Source organism: Sphingobacterium sp. BN32, from assembly GCF_030503615.1.
Taxonomy (GTDB): domain Bacteria; phylum Bacteroidota; class Bacteroidia; order Sphingobacteriales; family Sphingobacteriaceae; genus Sphingobacterium.
Genome location: NZ_CP129963.1, coordinates 1,329,618 through 1,349,103, shown reverse-complemented (window position 1 = coordinate 1,349,103; position 19,486 = coordinate 1,329,618). Strand labels below are relative to the sequence as shown.

At 42.7% G+C, this 19,486-nt stretch carries 18 protein-coding genes; all 18 read left to right on the top strand.

From position 1 onward, the window contains the following. Positions 1 to 21: 21 nt before the first annotated feature. The 18 genes from QYC40_RS05530 (at position 22) to QYC40_RS05445 (ending at position 19,486) form a co-directional block, all read left to right on the top strand. Positions 22 to 606: a hypothetical protein gene (locus QYC40_RS05530; protein ID WP_301992871.1), complete on the top strand. Its 585-nt coding sequence runs from the start codon at positions 22 to 24 to the stop codon at positions 604 to 606. Next, entirely contained in the window at positions 603 to 1,262 is a 660-nt protein-coding gene (locus tag QYC40_RS05525; protein ID WP_301992870.1) for a hypothetical protein, read from the top strand. The genes QYC40_RS05530 and QYC40_RS05525 overlap by 4 nt, the downstream gene beginning before the upstream one ends. After that, a complete protein-coding gene (locus QYC40_RS05520; protein ID WP_301992868.1) occupies positions 1,259 to 1,933 on the top strand; it encodes a hypothetical protein in 675 nt (224 codons plus the stop codon). The genes QYC40_RS05525 and QYC40_RS05520 overlap by 4 nt, the downstream gene beginning before the upstream one ends. A 2-nt stretch (positions 1,934 to 1,935) precedes the next feature. Next, positions 1,936 to 2,724, top strand: coding sequence for a hypothetical protein (locus QYC40_RS05515; protein WP_301992867.1), 789 nt, complete (start codon positions 1,936 to 1,938; stop codon positions 2,722 to 2,724). Positions 2,725 to 2,742: 18 nt separating this feature from the next. Beyond that, positions 2,743 to 3,885: a plasmid transfer protein gene (locus QYC40_RS05510; RefSeq protein WP_301992866.1), complete on the top strand. Its 1,143-nt coding sequence runs from the start codon at positions 2,743 to 2,745 to the stop codon at positions 3,883 to 3,885. Positions 3,886 to 3,907: 22 nt separating this feature from the next. After that, the gene (traK, locus tag QYC40_RS05505) at positions 3,908 to 4,528 is read left to right on the top strand and encodes a conjugative transposon protein TraK (RefSeq protein WP_301992865.1); all 621 of its coding nucleotides are present in this window, start codon (positions 3,908 to 3,910) and stop codon (positions 4,526 to 4,528) included. After that, positions 4,506 to 4,946 (top strand): hypothetical protein, encoded by a 441-nt coding sequence (locus QYC40_RS05500; RefSeq protein ID WP_301992864.1) that lies wholly within the window; start codon positions 4,506 to 4,508, stop codon positions 4,944 to 4,946. Before traK ends, QYC40_RS05500 begins: the two co-directional genes overlap by 23 nt. Before the next feature lie 14 nt (positions 4,947 to 4,960). After that, on the top strand, positions 4,961 to 6,124 hold the full coding sequence (gene traM / locus QYC40_RS05495; RefSeq protein ID WP_301992863.1) for a conjugative transposon protein TraM: 1,164 nt from the start codon (positions 4,961 to 4,963) through the stop codon (positions 6,122 to 6,124). Between the two features lie 20 nt (positions 6,125 to 6,144). After that, a complete protein-coding gene (traN, locus tag QYC40_RS05490; RefSeq protein WP_301992862.1) occupies positions 6,145 to 6,993 on the top strand; it encodes a conjugative transposon protein TraN in 849 nt (282 codons plus the stop codon). A 90-nt stretch (positions 6,994 to 7,083) separates the two neighbouring features. Further along, entirely contained in the window at positions 7,084 to 9,075 is a 1,992-nt protein-coding gene (locus QYC40_RS05485) for a type IV secretory system conjugative DNA transfer family protein (protein ID WP_301992861.1), read from the top strand. 29 nt (positions 9,076 to 9,104) lie between these two features. Further along, positions 9,105 to 9,629: a M23 family metallopeptidase gene (locus QYC40_RS05480; protein WP_301992860.1), complete on the top strand. Its 525-nt coding sequence runs from the start codon at positions 9,105 to 9,107 to the stop codon at positions 9,627 to 9,629. 1 nt (position 9,630) lies between these two features. After that, positions 9,631 to 9,789, top strand: coding sequence for a hypothetical protein (locus QYC40_RS05475; protein ID WP_301992859.1), 159 nt, complete (start codon positions 9,631 to 9,633; stop codon positions 9,787 to 9,789). After that, entirely contained in the window at positions 9,779 to 11,005 is a 1,227-nt protein-coding gene (locus QYC40_RS05470) for an ArdC family protein (protein WP_301992857.1), read from the top strand. The genes QYC40_RS05475 and QYC40_RS05470 overlap by 11 nt, the downstream gene beginning before the upstream one ends. A 31-nt stretch (positions 11,006 to 11,036) precedes the next feature. Beyond that, positions 11,037 to 11,852 carry a DUF4099 domain-containing protein gene (locus tag QYC40_RS05465; protein ID WP_301992856.1) on the top strand — a complete coding sequence of 272 codons (816 nt, stop codon included), beginning with the start codon at positions 11,037 to 11,039 and terminating at the stop codon, positions 11,850 to 11,852. Next, entirely contained in the window at positions 11,852 to 12,475 is a 624-nt protein-coding gene (locus tag QYC40_RS05460; protein WP_301992855.1) for a hypothetical protein, read from the top strand. Before QYC40_RS05465 ends, QYC40_RS05460 begins: the two co-directional genes overlap by 1 nt. Positions 12,476 to 12,668: 193 nt before the next feature. Beyond that, a complete protein-coding gene (locus QYC40_RS05455; protein ID WP_301992854.1) occupies positions 12,669 to 12,872 on the top strand; it encodes a helix-turn-helix domain-containing protein in 204 nt (67 codons plus the stop codon). A gap of 3 nt (positions 12,873 to 12,875) precedes the next feature. Next, entirely contained in the window at positions 12,876 to 16,175 is a 3,300-nt protein-coding gene (locus QYC40_RS05450) for a helicase-related protein (protein ID WP_301992853.1), read from the top strand. Then, a complete protein-coding gene (locus tag QYC40_RS05445) occupies positions 16,175 to 19,486 on the top strand; it encodes a TaqI-like C-terminal specificity domain-containing protein (protein ID WP_301992852.1) in 3,312 nt (1,103 codons plus the stop codon). The genes QYC40_RS05450 and QYC40_RS05445 overlap by 1 nt, the downstream gene beginning before the upstream one ends.

Here is a 19,486-nt window from a genome sequence, read left to right as displayed (position 1 = left end):
CAGATCTATATCGACCCCGCTGTGGCGGCCGCAACGGGTGTCCATGCCGGAGTAATGAACAGCCAGCTCAACAACGTAAACGACAATCTAACACTAATCCAACGTGGACAGCTTGCTGTCACCGGCCAGCTCCTTATCGTGAACGATTTGCAGGATAAAATTTACAAAGGATTAAGTGAAGTTTCCGGCGTTGTTCGCTCCCTGCTCACCGTAAAGGACATTGCCAATATTTCCCTTGACATCGTTAACGACGTGGAAAAGGCAATGAACATCGCAAAGGGAAATCCGGCACTCCTACTGTTCGCCGAAGCGGGCGCAATGGAATTTAAGACACGGGCGACCAACCTGTCTGCCGAGGTTAGCGCTTTTGTGCTAAAAGGTGGAAAGGACAACCTAATGGATTCGGGAGAGCGGGCAAAACTGCTGGGCCGTATAAGAACGGAGTTGACCATTTTGCGAGGTGTGGCCTTTGGGATGCACCGAAGTATGTACTGGGCAAAGCAACGCGGTATTCTTAACTCCCTCAACCCATACGCTGGTTTTATCAATATCGACAAACAGATTGCCGATGACATTATCCGTAATTCAAGATTGCTCAAACGATGAGATACGTAATCCTAACCCTATTGCTTTTGGTCATCGCCTTGACCAGAGCAAATGCACAGCTCAATGTGGAACTGCTCCACCAATTGGTCGAACACAGCAAAGATGAATACGACCGCCAGATCACCGCAAGAAACAGACAGACCATTACCTCGGCCAACGAGGAAGTGAACCGAGAGGAAACCTCAAAACTCAAAACCCGTTACCGAGAACTGCATAGCCGTTTTCAGGTTTTGGGAACGGCTTTGCAGGGGCTTAGTATGGGGTTGGAATCCGCGCCAATCGTAACCGAGATCATAAACCAACAGAAAAGGATTATAGGCATTGTTTCCACACATCCCGAATTTCTGTTGCTTGCTATCGATGCAGAAAAAGATATGGCAGAAAAAGCCGTGCAGTTGGCCCGTTACCTGACCGGACTTTTTATCAGTATCGGCGACCTCAACCAGATGAAAGCGAGCGACAGGAGAATACTGTACGGACACGTCCTGCAGGAGCTTCGGGCAATCGCCGGATCATCAAGGGGGCTTGCAGTTACCATGTACTATTCGACACGGAAAAAACTGCTCGATTCCCTCAATCCGTTTTCGGCCTACATCAACGAGGACAAGCGCATAGTCGATAATATTTTAAGGCAATTGGAGGAATTTAAACCATGAAAACACAACTCATAACCCTACTGTTTATGTGTCTTTCAACATGGGTTTTCGGACAAAGCTATGTGACGATTATCTACGATGCCAAGCATCTTGCCATCGTAAACGAGAATGGTGCGGTCAGGTTGGTTTCCGAACAAGCTCACAACAATATGCTTGGTAACATCCGTGGACGGATCGACGATATTAACGTCAACCTTTCTTCCGTGGTACTGGTGCAGAATATGATACACCGATCACTGACCGAAGTGGATCGGGCATTGAAGTCCGGCCGTTCTGCACTCCATATTTCAAGGCTTGTTCAGGACATAGCCAACCACAGCACAAAAATGCTCGAAACCGCCAAAGGTGAACCGTGGTTACTGCTCTTTGCCGAGGACGTTGCCCGTCAGCTCAAAGACAGGGGAATAAACCTTGCTGCCGAAGTCTCAGAGTTTGTTCTCCAAGAAGGGAAAAACGTACTCATGGATTACGAAAAAAGAAACCACCTCATGCGCAAGATCATTCTTGAACTGAAAGTGATACGGGCATTGGTGTTCAGCATGGAAAGGTCTATGTATTGGGCGAAGATCAACGGCGTACTGAAAACGGCGAACCCATACCGAAACTTTATCAATATGGACAAGCGCAAAGCGGACGAGATCATACGAAACTATTATCTACTTAAAGACTGAACATGAAAACAAAATACATCACAGCACTACTGTTGTGCCTGTTTTCCATCACGGGAACACTGGCGCAGAACGTGAAGCGACAGACCGATAAACACATCGTGCATCAACAGGAACGTATGGTTCACAAGCAATGGGATCGCAAGAAGTTTACCCCGACAAGTGGCTTTCTCGGTCTCAACTATCAATATTGGCTCACTTGGGCGTGGCACCCCAATTACCCCAAGACCGACCGCCGACCGTTGAGCGGTACAGGCCCGCAAACCTTGCGCATGGGTATGGTACTGGCCATGCAACAAACGGACGAAGCCTATAAAAAGCATACGGACACCATCCGAAAGGTAGCGGTCACGGAAGGCCTCAATTATTCCGGTCTGGTCACGGATGCCGACCCCTTGTGGCTTCTGTATTACCGCAATGAATTTGGAAGTCTGACAGGCGACACGGACACCGACCCACTTGCCGGACTTTCACCGGACGTCGGGGATTATTTGAGGAGCAAAGGTCTATTGGAATGGTACAGCGAAGAACGTGCAGAACTGGGTGAACGGTTGGAAGCGGCCCGAACGACCACGCTTGACCGTGGCAGCCGTATCATGGCCTATCACCGTTTACTTGGAGAACACAGGAAACTACTCTCCGCATGGGAAGCCAAAAAGAACTATGCCGCCAAATTCCTTTTATTGGCGGGGAACCGTGACCGCCTACGTAGTGACAATCCAGACCATCCGGAGTTTTCGGGCAATCGCTCCGACGTACAGATTGCGGAGGACATCCTAAAAAGAACGCAATAACCAAAATCAGATTACTTTATGGACTTTATCAACATGACGGGGTTAATGCCCCGTTTTTTATTGCAGGGAAACCCTGTAAACGTGCCCGATTCCTTTAAGGAAACGTTCAACTTTTTGCAGGGGAACGGTGTCTATGAAGAGGGTGTCATGCACTTTCTCAAAGGAATGAAAAACACGGTATGGACACACTTCGACACATTCATAACCGATGCGCAGGCTCTCGCTGCCATCTTCATGCTCATATTCTTTGCCATCAAATCATACGAAATGATGGCGGGCGACAAGAAGATGGAAATTATGCCTTTGTTACGACCGTTCGGGCTGGTAATGGTAATTATCTGGTGGGGTACGTTTACCCGCGTACTTGCATATCCCACGGACATCGTAGCCGCCAAGACGGAAAGCCTGTTTGACAGCGGACAGATCGAGGTAAACAACCTACGATTGCAACGGGCAAAACTCATGGTGGACGTTGCCGATCAGCTCACCACTATACAGGCCGAAACCGAGATCGCCGAAAAAGAAGCGGATACATGGTACGGTCGAGCGTGGGATGCGGTCACCTCAACCGTAAAAGAGGGATTTACCGCCGTATGGAATCCGATAGTTGAACTTAAAAACAGAATGCAAGTCGGGTTACAGCTATTGGCGACCTATACACTCGAAACATTGGCCGTCTGGGTATTGCGCATCTGCGTTTATATCATATTCATTATCCAGATCATCTATTCGACCATCCTTATCATATTAGGTCCGTTTAGTGTCGCCGTATCAATTCTACCTGCCTTTAGGGATTCCTTTGGTACATGGATAGCCCGGTTTGTCAGCGTAAACCTGTATTCGGGAATTGCCTATCTGGTCATGCACATAGCCAGCCTGTTCCAACAATATGCAATGGAGGCCGAGATCACAAGGTATCAGCAACTCGTTGATAGCACGGGCGACACAATGGAGAAGATGGCTGTATTTGCTGGTAACGGACTTTTGAGTTTCGGCATCGTCATCGTGACGTTCCTGATCGGAGGGCTGACCATGTTGACCGTACCGAGCATAAGCACATGGATCGTATCGACAAGCGGTATCACCTCGGCCGCAAGCACAATGGGGCGTGGCGCAACCAATGCGACCCGCATGGCAAGGAGGATGATCGCCAAATTTTAGAACCTTTTAAGCATCTGTTTTCATGATAATAAAAAATATCGAGACCAAGATCAGGCTTGCCACCTTTATTGCGGGGGCAAGCCTGACCGCCGCCCTGCTCATAGTAGTGGCGGTATCTTTTTTTGCCTACAAACAGGTCGGCAATGCACGTAAATCGGTATATATACTCGATGCCAACAATGTACCGATGTCTGCACGACAGACAGACGTGGAGGTGAACAGACCAGTCGAGTACCGTACACATATCAACCTATTCCATTCGCTGTTTTTCACCCTTGCACCCGACGATAAATTTATCGAATACCAAATGAAAAAAGCCATGTACCTGATCGATGAATCCGGTGCATTGCAGTACAATAACCTACGGGAAAAAGGGTTTTTCAACTCCGTACTATCGTCCAGCTCCGTGCTCACCATCCAGACGGATTCAATCCATCTCGATGCGGTGAACAAATATTTCCGCTACTACGGCAAACAGACCATAGATCGGCGCAGCTCGACAGTCGTACGCACATTGGTCACGGAGGGGTATCTCCGCGACCTTGAAATGCGCACGGAGAACAATGGCCACGGTGTACTGATTACGCGATGGAAAACACTCGAAAACAAAGATATATCCTATGTTCAAAAAAATCACTTCTAACCGACCACCCGACACTACGGTATGGGCAGCTTTTTACAAGGAGTTTGGCAAGTACATCGATGGGAGTATCACAGGTACCAAACGGTTCCTTGAAACCCGGCCACGTACGGTATTTATCGTAATGGTACTAAGCATCCTCGTTTCCATTGGATGTTTTCTTTTTCTCCCAAAGGAAAAATCCAAGAAAGACAGTCCAAATCTTTTCGTACAACAACCCTTAATGGATGGAATGGGCGGTATCGTCACTACCGTTTCGACCTTAAAGGAGTTGTTGGAAATTCGCACCGTTCTTGATGGCCTAATAGAAAAAGACAGTTTGGACAGCTCCGATAGCCTACTGATGGAGAACGCCATCGACAGGATTCAGATACTCGAAAAGCGATTGTCCGAAGCCAACAAACCCCACAATTCACCCTAATACAATTCAACAATATGAAAATCAATTTCAGACAACCACGCTATGTGCTGCCCCTAATAGTGTTGCCCTTTCTATGCCTTTTCTTTTATGTGTACCAGATGGGTTTTGCTAAGGAAGAAGCACCTAGGCCAGAGGGCGATCCCTTGCAGGGGCAGATTGCCGATGTATCGGAGGACGTGAAGAACCGTGCGCTTTCCGATAAACTTGCCGCCTACCGTGAGCAGTACCGCCGTGGAGACGGTTATACGGCAATAGGCCAGTTACAGGAGGAACGGGCCGAACAATTCCGTTTCGATGAAATGTACAACGAAGAAGAAAAACGCAGACTTGATTCCATCGAGCGGGCGCTCAAAAACCAAAGGTCGTTTTCCAACAATGGAGATTCGGAAAATGACGACGCGGACAAAGCCTTGCAACAGGCCCTTTCCTCATTACAGCGAAGACCCGAACCGATAAGGGAAGAACCGGGGAAAATCGACCCAATGGAACTTTTCCGTATGCAGATGGCCTATGCGGACAGTATGGCAAGGGCTAACGATCCAGACGAACAGGCAGCCCGCAGGGAACGTAAACGTATCGAAGAAGCGAAATGGGAACTCGAGAACCAACCCCTCTTATCCGTTTCCAAATACGCTACAAATCAAGGAGCGTTCAACACCATTCGTGCCGAGAGTGACAACACGTTCATACAGGCTATTATCGACGAAAACATGACAGGATATGCCGATTCACGTTTACGTATTCGGCTCATGGATGACCTATTGGTTGGCAACAATATAGTCAAGAAAGGTACCCACGTATTCGCAAAAATTTCCGGTTTTTCGGGACAGCGTGTGCTGCTTACCGTCACTTCCATCATGCACGGAAACAACATACTGCCCGTCCGGTTGGAAGTGTACGACAATGACGGTTCCCCCGGACTGTACGTGCCCGCTTCGGCATTCAGGGAGTTTAGCCGAGAGCTCGGCGGTAACACCACGCAGGGAATTACCATGCAACAACAAGCGGAAAACAATAGCCAGTTGGTCATGAGCGCCATTCAGCGGATGTTCCAATCCACAACGACCGCCGTATCAAAGCATATACGGAAGAACAGGGCCAAACTGAAATATAACACGATGGTGTACCTCATCGATCCCCAGACACTCCGCCAAAGCCAACAGAATTACAAACAGTAAAACCATTTTAAGATTTCACCATGAAAAAGAAACATCATTTTCTAATCCTTTTCCTTTTATGTTTTGTAGGTTATTCCGCCCACAGCCAACAGGCTACGGAAACCCGGTTGGGAACACTTCCCGAATTAAGCCTGCACCGTGGCCATACGATGCATATCCTTTCACCCGAACCCATTAGGTACGTTGACATCGCTTCGCACCATGTATCGGGTGACCTGCCCCTTGAAAACGTATTGCGTATCAAATTAAATGAAGATACCACGCAGATAGAACACCTCGACTATGAACTTGGAACAGTTACCATTGTTGGTGATAACTTCGTGGCACAATACCGCCTGACGGCTCCATTGTGGATGAACGATACGAGTATTCCGGCCATGCTGGAGATCAAACCGGAACACACCCGGCCGTTGGAAATATCGGAAATCGGATTGAGCCGAAGCCAGATGAAAAACCTTGCACTTGGCCTGCTTACAAAAAGTGTTTACCGTGCGGTACGAAATACGAGGGATTACGGTGTGGGTATCGCATTGAATGGCATCAGTACGATAGGTGATTATATTTTCCTTGATGTGTCGTTTACCAACACATCAAACCTTTCCTACAATGTAGATGAACTCCGGTTTTTCATTGAGGACAAAAAGATCACCAAAGCAACGAACGTGCAGACCGTGGAAATCAAACCCCTGTGGCAATACCAACCATTGACGGAATTTAAGAAAAGACACCGCAATGTGTTCGTACTGAAAAAGGCTACCTTTCCCGGCAGCAAGGTACTTCGGGTAACGCTCACCGAAAAGCAGATTTCCGGCCGTACGGTCAACCTAAAGATAAAGTACGGAGATATTCTGAAAGCCGACACCTTTTAAATCGGCTTTACCCAACCTTTGAAAATCAATTATCATGGAAGACCTCCGCCAATTGGCGGAAGACTTCCAACCTTACAAAGACAAACATTTATGGAAGAAACCAAAGAGCAACAGGGGCTTTACCGCTCCCTGCAATTTGGCATATACTTATCCGTTGTCCTCGAAGTCTTTTTGTTTTTCTATGTAGATAGATTCCTCTTGACAGGGGTAGCAAATAACAGTTTGCTACTCTTTGCGGAGAGACTTTCGAGGGTGCCGTTCTATGCCGAATTGATAAACAGCAAACTCCTTACGCTCGTACTGATCTGTCTGGTCTCCATCGGAACGTTAAGCCGAAAGAAAAAAGACCTCAATCCCAAGACCCAGATCGGTTACCCTTTGGCATTGGGGGTGCTCATTCTTTTTTCGGGCTTGTGGTTGCAAGGACGTGGAGCGGTTCCGATATGGGGGCAAGTGAATTGGTATGACCTGGCCTATGTCACGAGTGCGTTTGCGGGAGCAGTTTTGATACACGTTGCAATGGACAACGTGTCCAAGATCATCAGCTCCAATTTGGGAAAGGATCGTTGGAACATCGAAGAAGAATCCTTTATGCAGCCGACCAAATCCGTAATAACCCCATACTCGGTGAATATCCCTACATTATTTTATTACAGGCGTAAAGTCCGCAAGGGATTTATACCGTTGGAAAATTTATTTAGGGGGTGTCTTATTTGCGGGGTACCCGGAAGTGGGAAATCATTTGGGGTCATTATGCCGATCATACGCCAAATGATTGCCAATTCGTTTACCATGTGCCTGTACGATTTGAAATACCCCGATCTTGGCAAGGTCGCCTATTATCACTACCTACTGGCTAAACAGGACGGTCGGTGCAAAGACTACCGTTTCCATGTCATCAATCTCAACGACCCTGCGCGAAGCAGACGGATCAACCCTTTAAAACGGGAGTATCTGGGTACGCTTGCCGATGCTTCGGAAACGGCCGAAGCACTTGTCGAAGCTTTGAAAAAAGGTGATAAATCCAGTGGTAGTGACCAATTCTTTACGCAGTCCGCCGTCAATTTCCTCGCTGCCTGTATCTTCTTTTTCAGTAGGTACGAAGATGGGCGTTATTCCAGCCTGCCCCACGTACTTGCCTTTCTAAATCTTTCGTATGAACAGATTTTTACGGTGCTGTTCAGTAACAGGGAGCTTGTTTCCCTTTTGTCGCCGTTCATGTCTGCCTACAAGGCAAAGGCATTTGACCAATTGGAGGGGCAAGTTGGTACCCTCAAAATCTTTATTAGCCGAATGGCCACTAAAGAAACGTTTTGGGTTTTCGGTGCCGATGATTTCGAACTCCAGATCAGTAACCCCAAGCACCCCGGTATTTTGGTGCTCGCCAACGACCCAAGCACGCAAAGTATTAATTCCACGTGTTTATCGGTGGTGCTTAATCGGGTTACGAAACTCATTAACACTAAGGCTAACCTACCCATAGGTTTAGTAGTGGATGAGGCCCCCAGCTTATATATTCATCGAGTGGACGTATTGGTGGCACAGGCCAGATCCAATTTATCGGCCGTGGTTTTGGGGCTTCAGGAGTTGCCTATGTTACGCCAACAGTACGGTAAGGAAACAGCGGAAACCATCACGTCCATTATGGGTAATGTACTATCCGGTGCCGTCAGGAGCAAAGAAACGTTGGAGTGGCTGGAACGCCTATTTGGTAAGGTCAAGCAAACGGGTGAAAGCCTAAGCATCGACCGTACAAGAACCTCGCTTTCCTTGAACGAAAAACTCGAACCGCTGATTCCTGCCGGAAAGATAGCATCGTTAAAAGCGGGTGAAATCGTGGGTATCGTTGCCCGTGATACGATGGAAACCTATACGGGAAAATACGAGACTACGGCGGTTAACTGCCGTGTCAATCTGGACATGGAAGCCATAAAAAAGGAAGAAGCGAATTACCGGGAACTGCCGACCTATTACGACTTCGGAGATCGAAAAGAAGAAATCCTATTGGATAATTTTTTCCGTATCAACAGCGAAGTACAGGAGATGGTCGAGCAGTTAATGCCGACACAGGACACACCTTAAATTCCCACTCCAACCGAAACCAAAACATCATGAACAACACAGAACGTTCTGCCTATCAGCGGAACATATTAACTATCCCCAGCCTTGTTTTCGGGTGGTTGCTACTTGTACCCTTTATGCTTTATGGGCAGGGCATCGATTACAGTCCGCCATTGGACAAGCTAAAGGTTACATCACCGTTCGGCTACCGTATCCACCCGATCAAAGGTAAGGCATCGCACCATAACGGTGCCGATTTTGCCGCCCGTTCCGACCCTGTATTCAATGTGCTTGACGGTCGGGTCAAAGCAACCGGAAAGCATAAAGCACTTGGCAAATATGTACGGGTACTTCACGGAGACGTGGAAACCATTTACGGACATCTTTCCCGAATACTCGTTTCGCCCGGTGATACGGTAACGGTGGGGCAACCCATTGGCATTACAGGAGCAACGGGCAAGGTGACGGGCGAGCATTTGCACTTCTCTGTGAAATTCAAAGGGAAATACCTTGACCCTTTGAAATTCCTGCACAGCCTTAGAGAACAATCGAATAATCCTTTAAACATCGAATAATATGGACTATCATTTAAGATCACTACAACAAAAACTAAGTATTCTGGCCAGTGGTGAGGATATTGGCCTAACCCCACAGGAAGCCGCCATTTATGGCGTGGAATACGCCGACGAATGGCCGGATGACGAATCCCCGGAGGTGGATGAATATGAGCAGTAAAAATTCAAAATCCCTGCATGAAATAGTAGCCGCAAATATCATCAAGAAACTCGAAGAGGGTACGGCACCGTGGCAAAAACCGTGGAATGACAACGGCCCGGCTTTTGAAATCCCATACAATGCCACAACGGGAAACCGCTATAAAGGGATAAATATTTTTTCCCTCTTGATGGCTGATCGTGACGATCCCCGATGGATGACCTTTAAGCAAGCATCGGAAAAAGGCTTACAAGTGCGGAAAGGTGAAAAGGCTTCCCTTATCCAGTATGTCAAACTACACCAATTGGTGCCCAAGAAAGACGAGCAGGGCAAACCGATTTTGGACGAAAAAGGAAAACCTGTTAAAGTTCAGGTAAGGTTGGACAGACCGATCATTACGACCGCTTGGGTGTTCAATGCGGAGCAGATCAACGGTATCGAACCTTTGGTTAAACCCGATGTAAAACAATTCCAATGGAATCCTATCGAAAGGGCAGAAAATCTCATTCAGGCTTCGGGAGCTAGCATAACCCACAGAGCGGGCGACAAAGCATTTTATAGCCCACTCCGTGACAGTATTACCATGCCGTTCCGTGAACAATTCGATGCACCGGATAAATACTATGCCACCGTGCTCCATGAGCTCGGCCATTGGACAGGACACGAAAACCGTCTGGACAGAAGCCTTATAAACAAGTTTGGAACAGAGGGGTATGCCCGCGAGGAACTCCGCGCCGAAATTGCATCCATGCTCATAGGTCAAGAACTCCACATTGGCCACGATCCCGGCCAACACGTTGCCTACGTGGACAATTGGATTCAGCTATTGCGCGATACACCTTTTGAAATACACGCCGCCGCCGCTGATGCCGAAAAAATATTCAATTACCTGTTGGCTTTTGAACAAAAAAGGGAAATCAAGGCCGCCGCCGATGTGGCGGTCGAAGAACACACCGTAACACAACCACAAAAGGCGAAAGAAGCTGCCCTTTCTATGGGTGATGAAATCGCCTATAACAATACGGTGTACAAAGTGCAAGGCCATCTGAAACGTGGACGTATGCGTGTGGAAGACCTGACAACCGGATATGTATTTTCACTCTCCAAGACAGACCGGCTATATAATTCCCTGCTCCAAGCCAAACAGCATCCAAAAGCTGTCAAGGTGGGTGAAGACCTAAGCCGCCCGGCGCATACGGAAATGGAAGTTGTCGCCGCCTACGGTATCAAAAGATAAAATTATTAAAACCCCAAAAAAAAATTACATCATGAAATACCCTATCAACGAACATGAAATGCCCCTAAACGAACTTGAAAAATTAGGGCTTTACAAAGACGGTGGATTTAGCATAAGCCCGGAGAATATCGATGCCCTGCTTGCAGGGAGAAGAACCGATATGTTGAGCATGGCCAATCTGAATATCGATGGATTTGCCATCCGTCAACTGGATGCAAAGCTATCCCTTAGCCGAGGTGAGGACGGTACCGTCCAGCTTAACATACATCCGATTTATCGTGAACCGCAATGGCACCCGCTATTGAGCGATGACGAGGAAAAAGCATTGATTGCCGGAGAAAGACACGTAGTGAGTAAAGAACAGGAGATCGGTGGAAACAAAAAGAAAAAAGTCATCATTGAATACGACGACCTGACAAGGGAGTTTGTGGCGTATGAACCCGAAGAAGTGCAGCCCCCCATAAGAGTAAATGGTGAAGAACTTTCCGAAAATCAACAAGAGGCTTTCCGTAACGGTGAAGTGGTGGAACTCAAAGACGGAACGAAAATACAGCACTCGGCAACGGACAATAAGGGGATTCGTTCAGACAGTAAACGGCTTATCCTATCCGTGCTATTGGACGGCGGTATCTCATACTTGGTATTCCGTGGTATCAATAACCTAAGAGGTAGGCTGGAACCACAAAATGAGGGATACAGCGAGGGGTATAACCGTGCGTTGGCCGACTTGATGATGGCCGACAAAAAGCTACGGGAAAAAGGGAACGAGAAAACCGTTCAAGACCTTGCGCAAAATCTTCAGGATAAGCAAGAGAACAGGGGCTATACCCGTACCGTTGCGAGGTAATGATATTTCTTCAATTAAAAGCCGAAGTGCGGAACTTCTTTGCTCCCTATATGGATATGGTCGAAGATAAAATTATGTTTCCTTATAAATTCGGAAATCAGATCGTAGATCATGAAAGTTGGAACGAAAACGGCGTTCGTATTCCGGTAAGCAAAGGTGCTTGGCTGGCGACGGACACCTTGCCTTTATCGGTCACCGACCTTTTTATCGGTCATTCGGCTGGTGATATAATGTGCTTCTGCCATTATTACCCCAATTGGATTATTCCACACCGTCCGAGTGCATTTGCTTCATTGGGGTTGTTGCCGACCAAAGAGCAGTTTACTTGGCTAAAATCCCTTTTCACCAATGCCAAAATACACACGGTATTTGACGGGGGAATAAGTGGCCGTGTAGCCGATTGTAAAGTGGCTACGTGGCAGATCGGTAAGAGTGCAAGGTTTAGTCTTGTTGATGAACATGGCGAATTTTATTGCAACAAAAAGAGATACCGTATTCCGGTCGGTAGTTTTTCATTAAACCGTTTTGAAAGATTGTCCGGCATACGTGCAGGTATCAGAACCCATAAACCCAAAGCACCATTTGAAACGTTCTACCATTCCTTTACAAACGGGCTAATCTGAACCAGCCCCCCGCACCCCTGATCCTTAATTGGGTCAGGGGTTTTGTTGTTAATTAGGATGGTTAATTTTTTGTGTAAAATCACTTGCGTTAATTTGCACAAAAAACAGTGCTTTATTACACCGAAATACAGTATATTGCAACCTTTACAACTTTTATTCTAAAAAGATGTAAACTATTTATAATGACTTAAGTATGAATAGAATCAAAGAGATATTGGAACAAAAGGGCATTAAACAAACGTGGCTTGCAGAGCAACTCGGAAAGAGTTATAACATTGTTAACGGCTATGTACAGAATAGACAGCAACCTCGTTTAGAAGTACTATATGACATTGCAAAAATATTGGATGTCCCAGTAAAAGAATTGTTGATTGAAATTAAAGACGAAAATAATTAATTGATGAGCACAAAGTTTTTCACAAATACAGAAGAAAATACAGTTTTCCATAAATTCAAAGGCATACTTGAAAATATGAAAGATGTCTTTGCCTTTCATGCTGTGGTAGGTTATTTTCGTTCTTCAGGGTATTTTGCATTACAGCCTTATTTAAATAATATCAAGGATATAAAAATACTGGTTGGTATAAATGTAGATCAAATGTTTGCAGATGCTCAGAAAAAAGGTCTGTTATACTTTGGAGATGAACAAAAGACGAAAGAAGAATTTTTAAACTGGTTTATACAGGATTTGAAGGAAGCTAAATATTCCAAAGAAGTAGAAGAAGGTATTTTACAGTTTATCCAAGATATTATTGATGGTAGAATAGAAGTACGAGCACACAACTCAAAGGCAATTCATGCCAAATTTTACCTTTTTTTACCCGAACTGCATTCCCAACATTCAGACGGTTGGGTGATTATGGGATCTTCTAATCTTACAGAAGCAGGTTTAGGTATTAAAAAGTCTCCGAATTACGAATTGAATATCGCACTAAAGGATTTTGATGATGTTGAATTTACCAAAATAGAGTTTCAAAAACTTTGGCAACAATCAACAACTATTTTGCCAGCTGATATTTTGGAGTATAAGAAGAAAACCCATATCGGACAAGTCTTTACTCCATTTGAAATTTATCTTAAATTATTAATCGAATATTTTGGGAACAACATTGTTTATGATCCAGATACTGTAGGAGATTTGCCCAAGAGCTATAAAAAATTAAGTTATCAGGTAGATGCCGTTAATCAGGGATTCCAGATGTTAATGGATCATAATGGTTTCTTTTTAGCTGATGTTGTTGGTCTCGGAAAGACCATAATTGCTTCTATGATTGCTAAGCGGTTTCTGGTTGCCAACGGTTCTTTAAACACCAAAATATTGGTAGTTTATCCTCCTGCATTAGAAAAAAACTGGAAGTCCACATTTAGAATGTTTGGAATTGACAGACATACCAAATTCGTTACTAATGGACGTTTGGAGAAAATAGTCAATGGAGAGGATATGAATTATTGGGCTAAAGAAGACTATGATTTGATATTGGTTGATGAGGCACATAAATATAGAAATCATACTTCGCAAGCTTTCGGACTCTTGCAACGTATTTGCAAAGCTCCACGAAATGGCGAAGGATTAGTGACAGGAAAGAATAAAAAGGTTATATTAATTTCTGCTACTCCGCTTAACAACAGACCTCAGGATCTCTATTACCAATTATTGTTGTTCCAAGATGCGAGAAGAAGTACGCTTCCCGTTACTAATCTCCAATCGTTCTTTGGTCCTATCATTCGGGAGTATAAAGACGTGATGCGAGAGGACGAGCCCAATGTGGAAAAAATTCGTGAGCTGTACAATACAATTCGCGAAAAAGTCATTTCTCAAATTACGGTTAGAAGAACAAGAAGAGATTTAGCAAATTACCCAAAATATCTTGACGATTTAAAAGAACAAGGTATTGTTTTTCCTGAAATAGCACCTTTGCGTACTGTGGGCTATAGCCTAAATGCTAAGTTGAGTAAACTTTTTTATCACACGATATTCTATTTGACTGATGATGATAAGATTAATTATTATCGCTATCAGGCTATTCGTTTTTTGAGAGAAGATTTACAGGATGCTTATTATGATCAAGCTGTTTTGATTTCTAAATCCTTGGCTGGAATTATGAAAACATTAATGGTTAAGCGATTGGAAAGTAGTTTCCATGCATTCCAAATCACGCTCAACAATCTTTTAGTATCTACTCAAAGAATGATTAAAATGTTTGAGAGCGATAAGGTCTTGATTGCTCCCGATCTTAATATCAATGAATTGATTGAGAAAGGGTTTTCTATGGAAGATATAGAAAGTCTTATTGTAGAATTGAGTATAGAAAAACCTAAAAACAACATTTTCAAAGCAGAAGATTTCGAACCTGAATTATTAGCTGGCTTAAGAAAAGACGAAATCTTATTACAAGAGCTTAGTAATGAATGGGCTAAAGTAGAAGAAGATCCCAAGATTGAAGAACTATTCCAAGCACTTGAAAATGAGTTATTAAACAAAGATAGAAATCCGACAAGACAACTTATTTTATTTACAGAAAGTAATGACACGGCAGATTATCTGGCGAAAAAATTAGAAAAGCGTATCGGGAAAGGCGTATTAAAGGTTTCTTCGGCTAACAGAAATAAAATATTTGAAACCATTCAGGAGAATTTTGACGCTAATTATATAGGCAAAAGAAAGGATGAATATCAGATTCTGATAACAACCGATGTGTTAGCAGAAGGTGTAAATTTACATCGAGCGAATGTTTTAGTTAATTATGACACCCCTTGGAATGCAACAAGATTGATGCAACGAATCGGAAGGATTAACCGAATTGGAAGTGTTGCTGGCGTGGTATATAACTATATATTTTATCCGTCACAGCAAGGAGATGAGGAGATTAAGTTGTATAAAAATGCATTATTAAAGTTACAAGGATTTCATTCAGCTTTTGGTGAGGATGCACAGGTGTTTACACATGAAGAATTGGTCGAACAATTTGAACTTTTCAAAGAAGGGATGCCGGACGAAGAGGATAAACGATTACTTTATTTAAGATTTATCAGGGAGTTTAAAGACGCTAATCCACGAGAATTTAAGCGTATAAAAAACTTTCCGCTAAAAGCACGTACTGCCCGAAAACACGAAAGTACCATAGCAGAAGAAACAAAAGATGCTACCCTTATTTTCCTGAAATCGCCCTATAAAATGGAGTTTTATGCGGTTACTAAAGACAATGAGGTAACGCCTTTGACCTTTTTGGAAGCTGCCGAAAGGTTCGAGGCAAAAGTAAACGAACAAGGTTACAGTGTTCCTGCAAGTCACTATGATAATGTACAGGCAGCATTAGAAGAATTTGATAAGGATTTCTTAGGAGCCACAACAGATACAGTTACCACAACGGATAAAGCCGATGCTATTTCAGCACAGGCAAAGAAATTTTTGCGTGATTTTAAATCAATTACAAGAAAAGCTGATACTAAAAGAGCTTGTGAAGTACTGGCTGATCTAATAGATAAAGGGACATTTACCCCCTTGCCTAATGAAATAAGAAAATTGAAACGAAGATTAGATAAGAAGGAAACATCTTACGGACAAGCCGATAATTTGATTATTGCCCTTGCAAAAAAATATGATGTGTTTAATGATGGTGAAGACGATCAATCTTCCACCAACGATATAGATTTGAACATCACTCCTGAAATAGTAATCACTGAAACATTTATTGACTAATGGATAGAGCAACCTTACATAAGCTTTTTGAAAAAGCATATAATCACCAAAATTGGATAGAAGTGCTACAATCTGTTTTTGGCGCAAGACAATTGTATGCACAACCCAAACCTATTCTACTACCCAATAATGAGCGTGCAACAGAAGCTTTTGAATTGGGAAGTTTTACTACTTCTGACGATCGGATTATCGGTTTATATCGTATCAACGTTAAATCTGATGTATGGTTAGAACGAAATAAAGTTAGTCTTCGTGAATTGCTTAGGAACGTTTACAATTATGATGTAGACGGTGCTATCGTTGTTTTTGTTCAGGATGAAAAGTGGAGGTTATCATTTATTTCGGAGATAAAAGTACTCAACGACGAGGGTGAAATTATCAAACAGGCTACAGAACCAAAGAGATATACCTATCTATTAGGTAAAGACGAAAAAGTAAGAACGCCATCTGATCGCTTAAGTAAGCTGACAGGTAAAACCATATCCTTACAAGATATGCTGAACGCCTTTAGCGTCGAGGCTCTGAACGAAGAGTTTTATAAGATTGTTCAGTCGTTTTTCTATGAACTGGTCGGAGGAAAAATAGGCAAAGGCAAAAAAATTACAGAATATGGGAATGGCATTTTACAATTGCCCCATACTGACCGTAATGTTCGACAGGAATTTGCTGTTCGTTTAATCGGTAGAACGGTATTTTGTTGGTTTTTGAAAATGAAGAAATCGGATGATGAAATTGCATTGTTACCCGAAAATTTGCTTTCATCAGATGCCGTAAAACACTACAACAATTATTACCACACTATTTTAGAACGCTTGTTTTTCCAAACGCTGAATACGCCAATGGGCGAACGCTTAAGCAACTTACCAGAAGGTGCAGATACAATTCCTTTTCTGAACGGTGGTTTGTTTGAACCTAATATAGAAGATTATTATAAACCAGATAGCCAAGGGAACAATCAAAACCATTTTGGTATAAGTAACGATTGGTTTTTGAGATTCTTTGGAGAATTGGAGAAGTACAACTTTACCATTGACGAAAATTCGGTTACCGAAATCGAGGTAAGTGTCGATCCCGAAATGTTAGGGCGTATTTTTGAAAACCTCTTGGCAGAAATTGACCCTAACAGCGGAGAAACGGCACGAAAGGCAACAGGTAGTTTTTACACGCCACGGGAGATTGTGGATTATATGGCTACCGAAAGTTTAGTACAATATCTACATAACCAAACAGGCATTGAACAAGAGAAACTCCGTTCGATTTTTAAAATGTTGGAAACTGCCGACCCTGAATTTACAGAAACTGAAAAAGACAACATTTTAGATGCACTTGACAAAATCAAAATATTAGATCCTGCTTGTGGTTCGGGAGCATTCCCTATGGGGGTATTACAAAAAATAGTGCAGGCATTACAGAAATTAGATCCAGAAGCAATATGGTGGATAAATAGGCAAGTTAATTATAATACACACCCAAGTGCGAGACAGGCTGTAAGGAGTAAACTATCAGATAGCCCCGAATACGCGAGAAAATTTGGAATTATTCAGAAATCATTGTATGGTGTCGATATTCAACCTATCGCTGCTGAGATATCCAAATTACGGTGTTTTCTATCGCTTGTAGTAGATGAAAATATTGATGAAGATAAACCAAATCGTGGAATAGAGGCTTTACCTAATTTGGAATTCAAATTTGTTACTGCCGATACTTTAATGAGGTTGCCTGAAACACAAGGACAATCTGAACTTAATAAAAGAGGCAAGAAATCATCTGCTGAATTAGAACATGAGTTGAATGAATTGCGACAGGAATATATTCAGAGTTTTGGTGAAGATAAAAAAATACTAAAACAAAAATTTCAGGACACACAAAAACAACTATTTGACCAACAAGGGCTATTTGGAGAAATAGAGAATAATCGCTATCACAAGATTAGCAACTGGAATCCATTCAATAACGATAAATCGGATTGGTTTGATCCTAAATGGATGTTTGGTGTCGAAAAATTTGATGTCATAATAGGAAACCCTCCGTATATACAATTATCAAAAGCTGAAAACATTACAAAGGAGTATAAAGATTACCTGAAAAATGAGTATAAAACTTCGGGTGGACGTCTTAACACATTTATCTTTTTTATTCACAAAGGTTTGTCACTTCTAAATTCAGAAGCGATATTGACATATATAATTCCTAATACAATTCTAACTCAAGATTATTATTCTTACACACGTGAGCATATCTTAAAAAAACATACGCTCAAACAGGTTGTCAACTACGTTAATATGCCATTTGCGAATGCTGTAGTAGAAAACGTAACCCTTCTAATTGAGAATAGTAACGAGGCAAAATCTTATGATATAGTTTCATTTGAAGATGATCTGAAAGATCGTAGGATAGTTGCAAAAAAAAATAGTTTAGATTTTCTGCAAAATAAAAATTACTCATTTAATTTCAATAGTAACGATATTATTGAGATTATCGAGAATAGCCACCTTCAAAAGATAGATGATTATTGCTTGGTTAACCAAGCAATAGCCTTAAAGGGAGATAAATCTCTTTCGCTTAAGGATTCTAATCCAGAGGGCAATTATTATAAGTTATTAGATGGTAGAAATATAAAGAAATATAGAATTGATTGGGATGGGGTTTATTTGGATTATGATTTAGATCGAATACATTCTTGTAAAACAAAAGATATTTTTGAAAGTGATGAGAAACTAATGTTTCGACGTGTATCTTCTAAATTGATTTTCACATACGACAATCAACAATATTTCGCCCTAAATACTATAGTAGTGCTAAATGCCAAAAGTAAGGAGACTAACCTTAAATATTTGCTCGGAATATTAAATTCTAAGTTAGCTAATTATTACTATAATCTTCGGTATAAATCGACAAAGAAAGTTTTCTCTGAAATACAAGCTCGCTCTGTAAAACAAATCCCTATTCCCTTGTCCGATTTTGCCACACAAAGTTTGATTCAAAAAATTGTAGAATATTTATTGTTTTTAAATTCTTTAGAAAAAGAAGATTTAGGTCATAGTCTAAAAATATCTTATTTTGAACAAGTTATAGATGGGATTGTTTATGAACTTTATTTTCCAGAGCTATTACAACAGCATCAACGGACAATTGTTGAACATGCTGGAGAACTTCCTTCATTAACTCATTTAAAAGAAGAATCAGAAAAAATGAACGTTGTTGAGACAGTATTTAATCGCCTCAACGATAAAACGCATCCTGTTCGGAATAATTTATTCTTTATGAAAAATATAAAAGAAATTGCCCTTATAGAGGGAATAAATCAATAG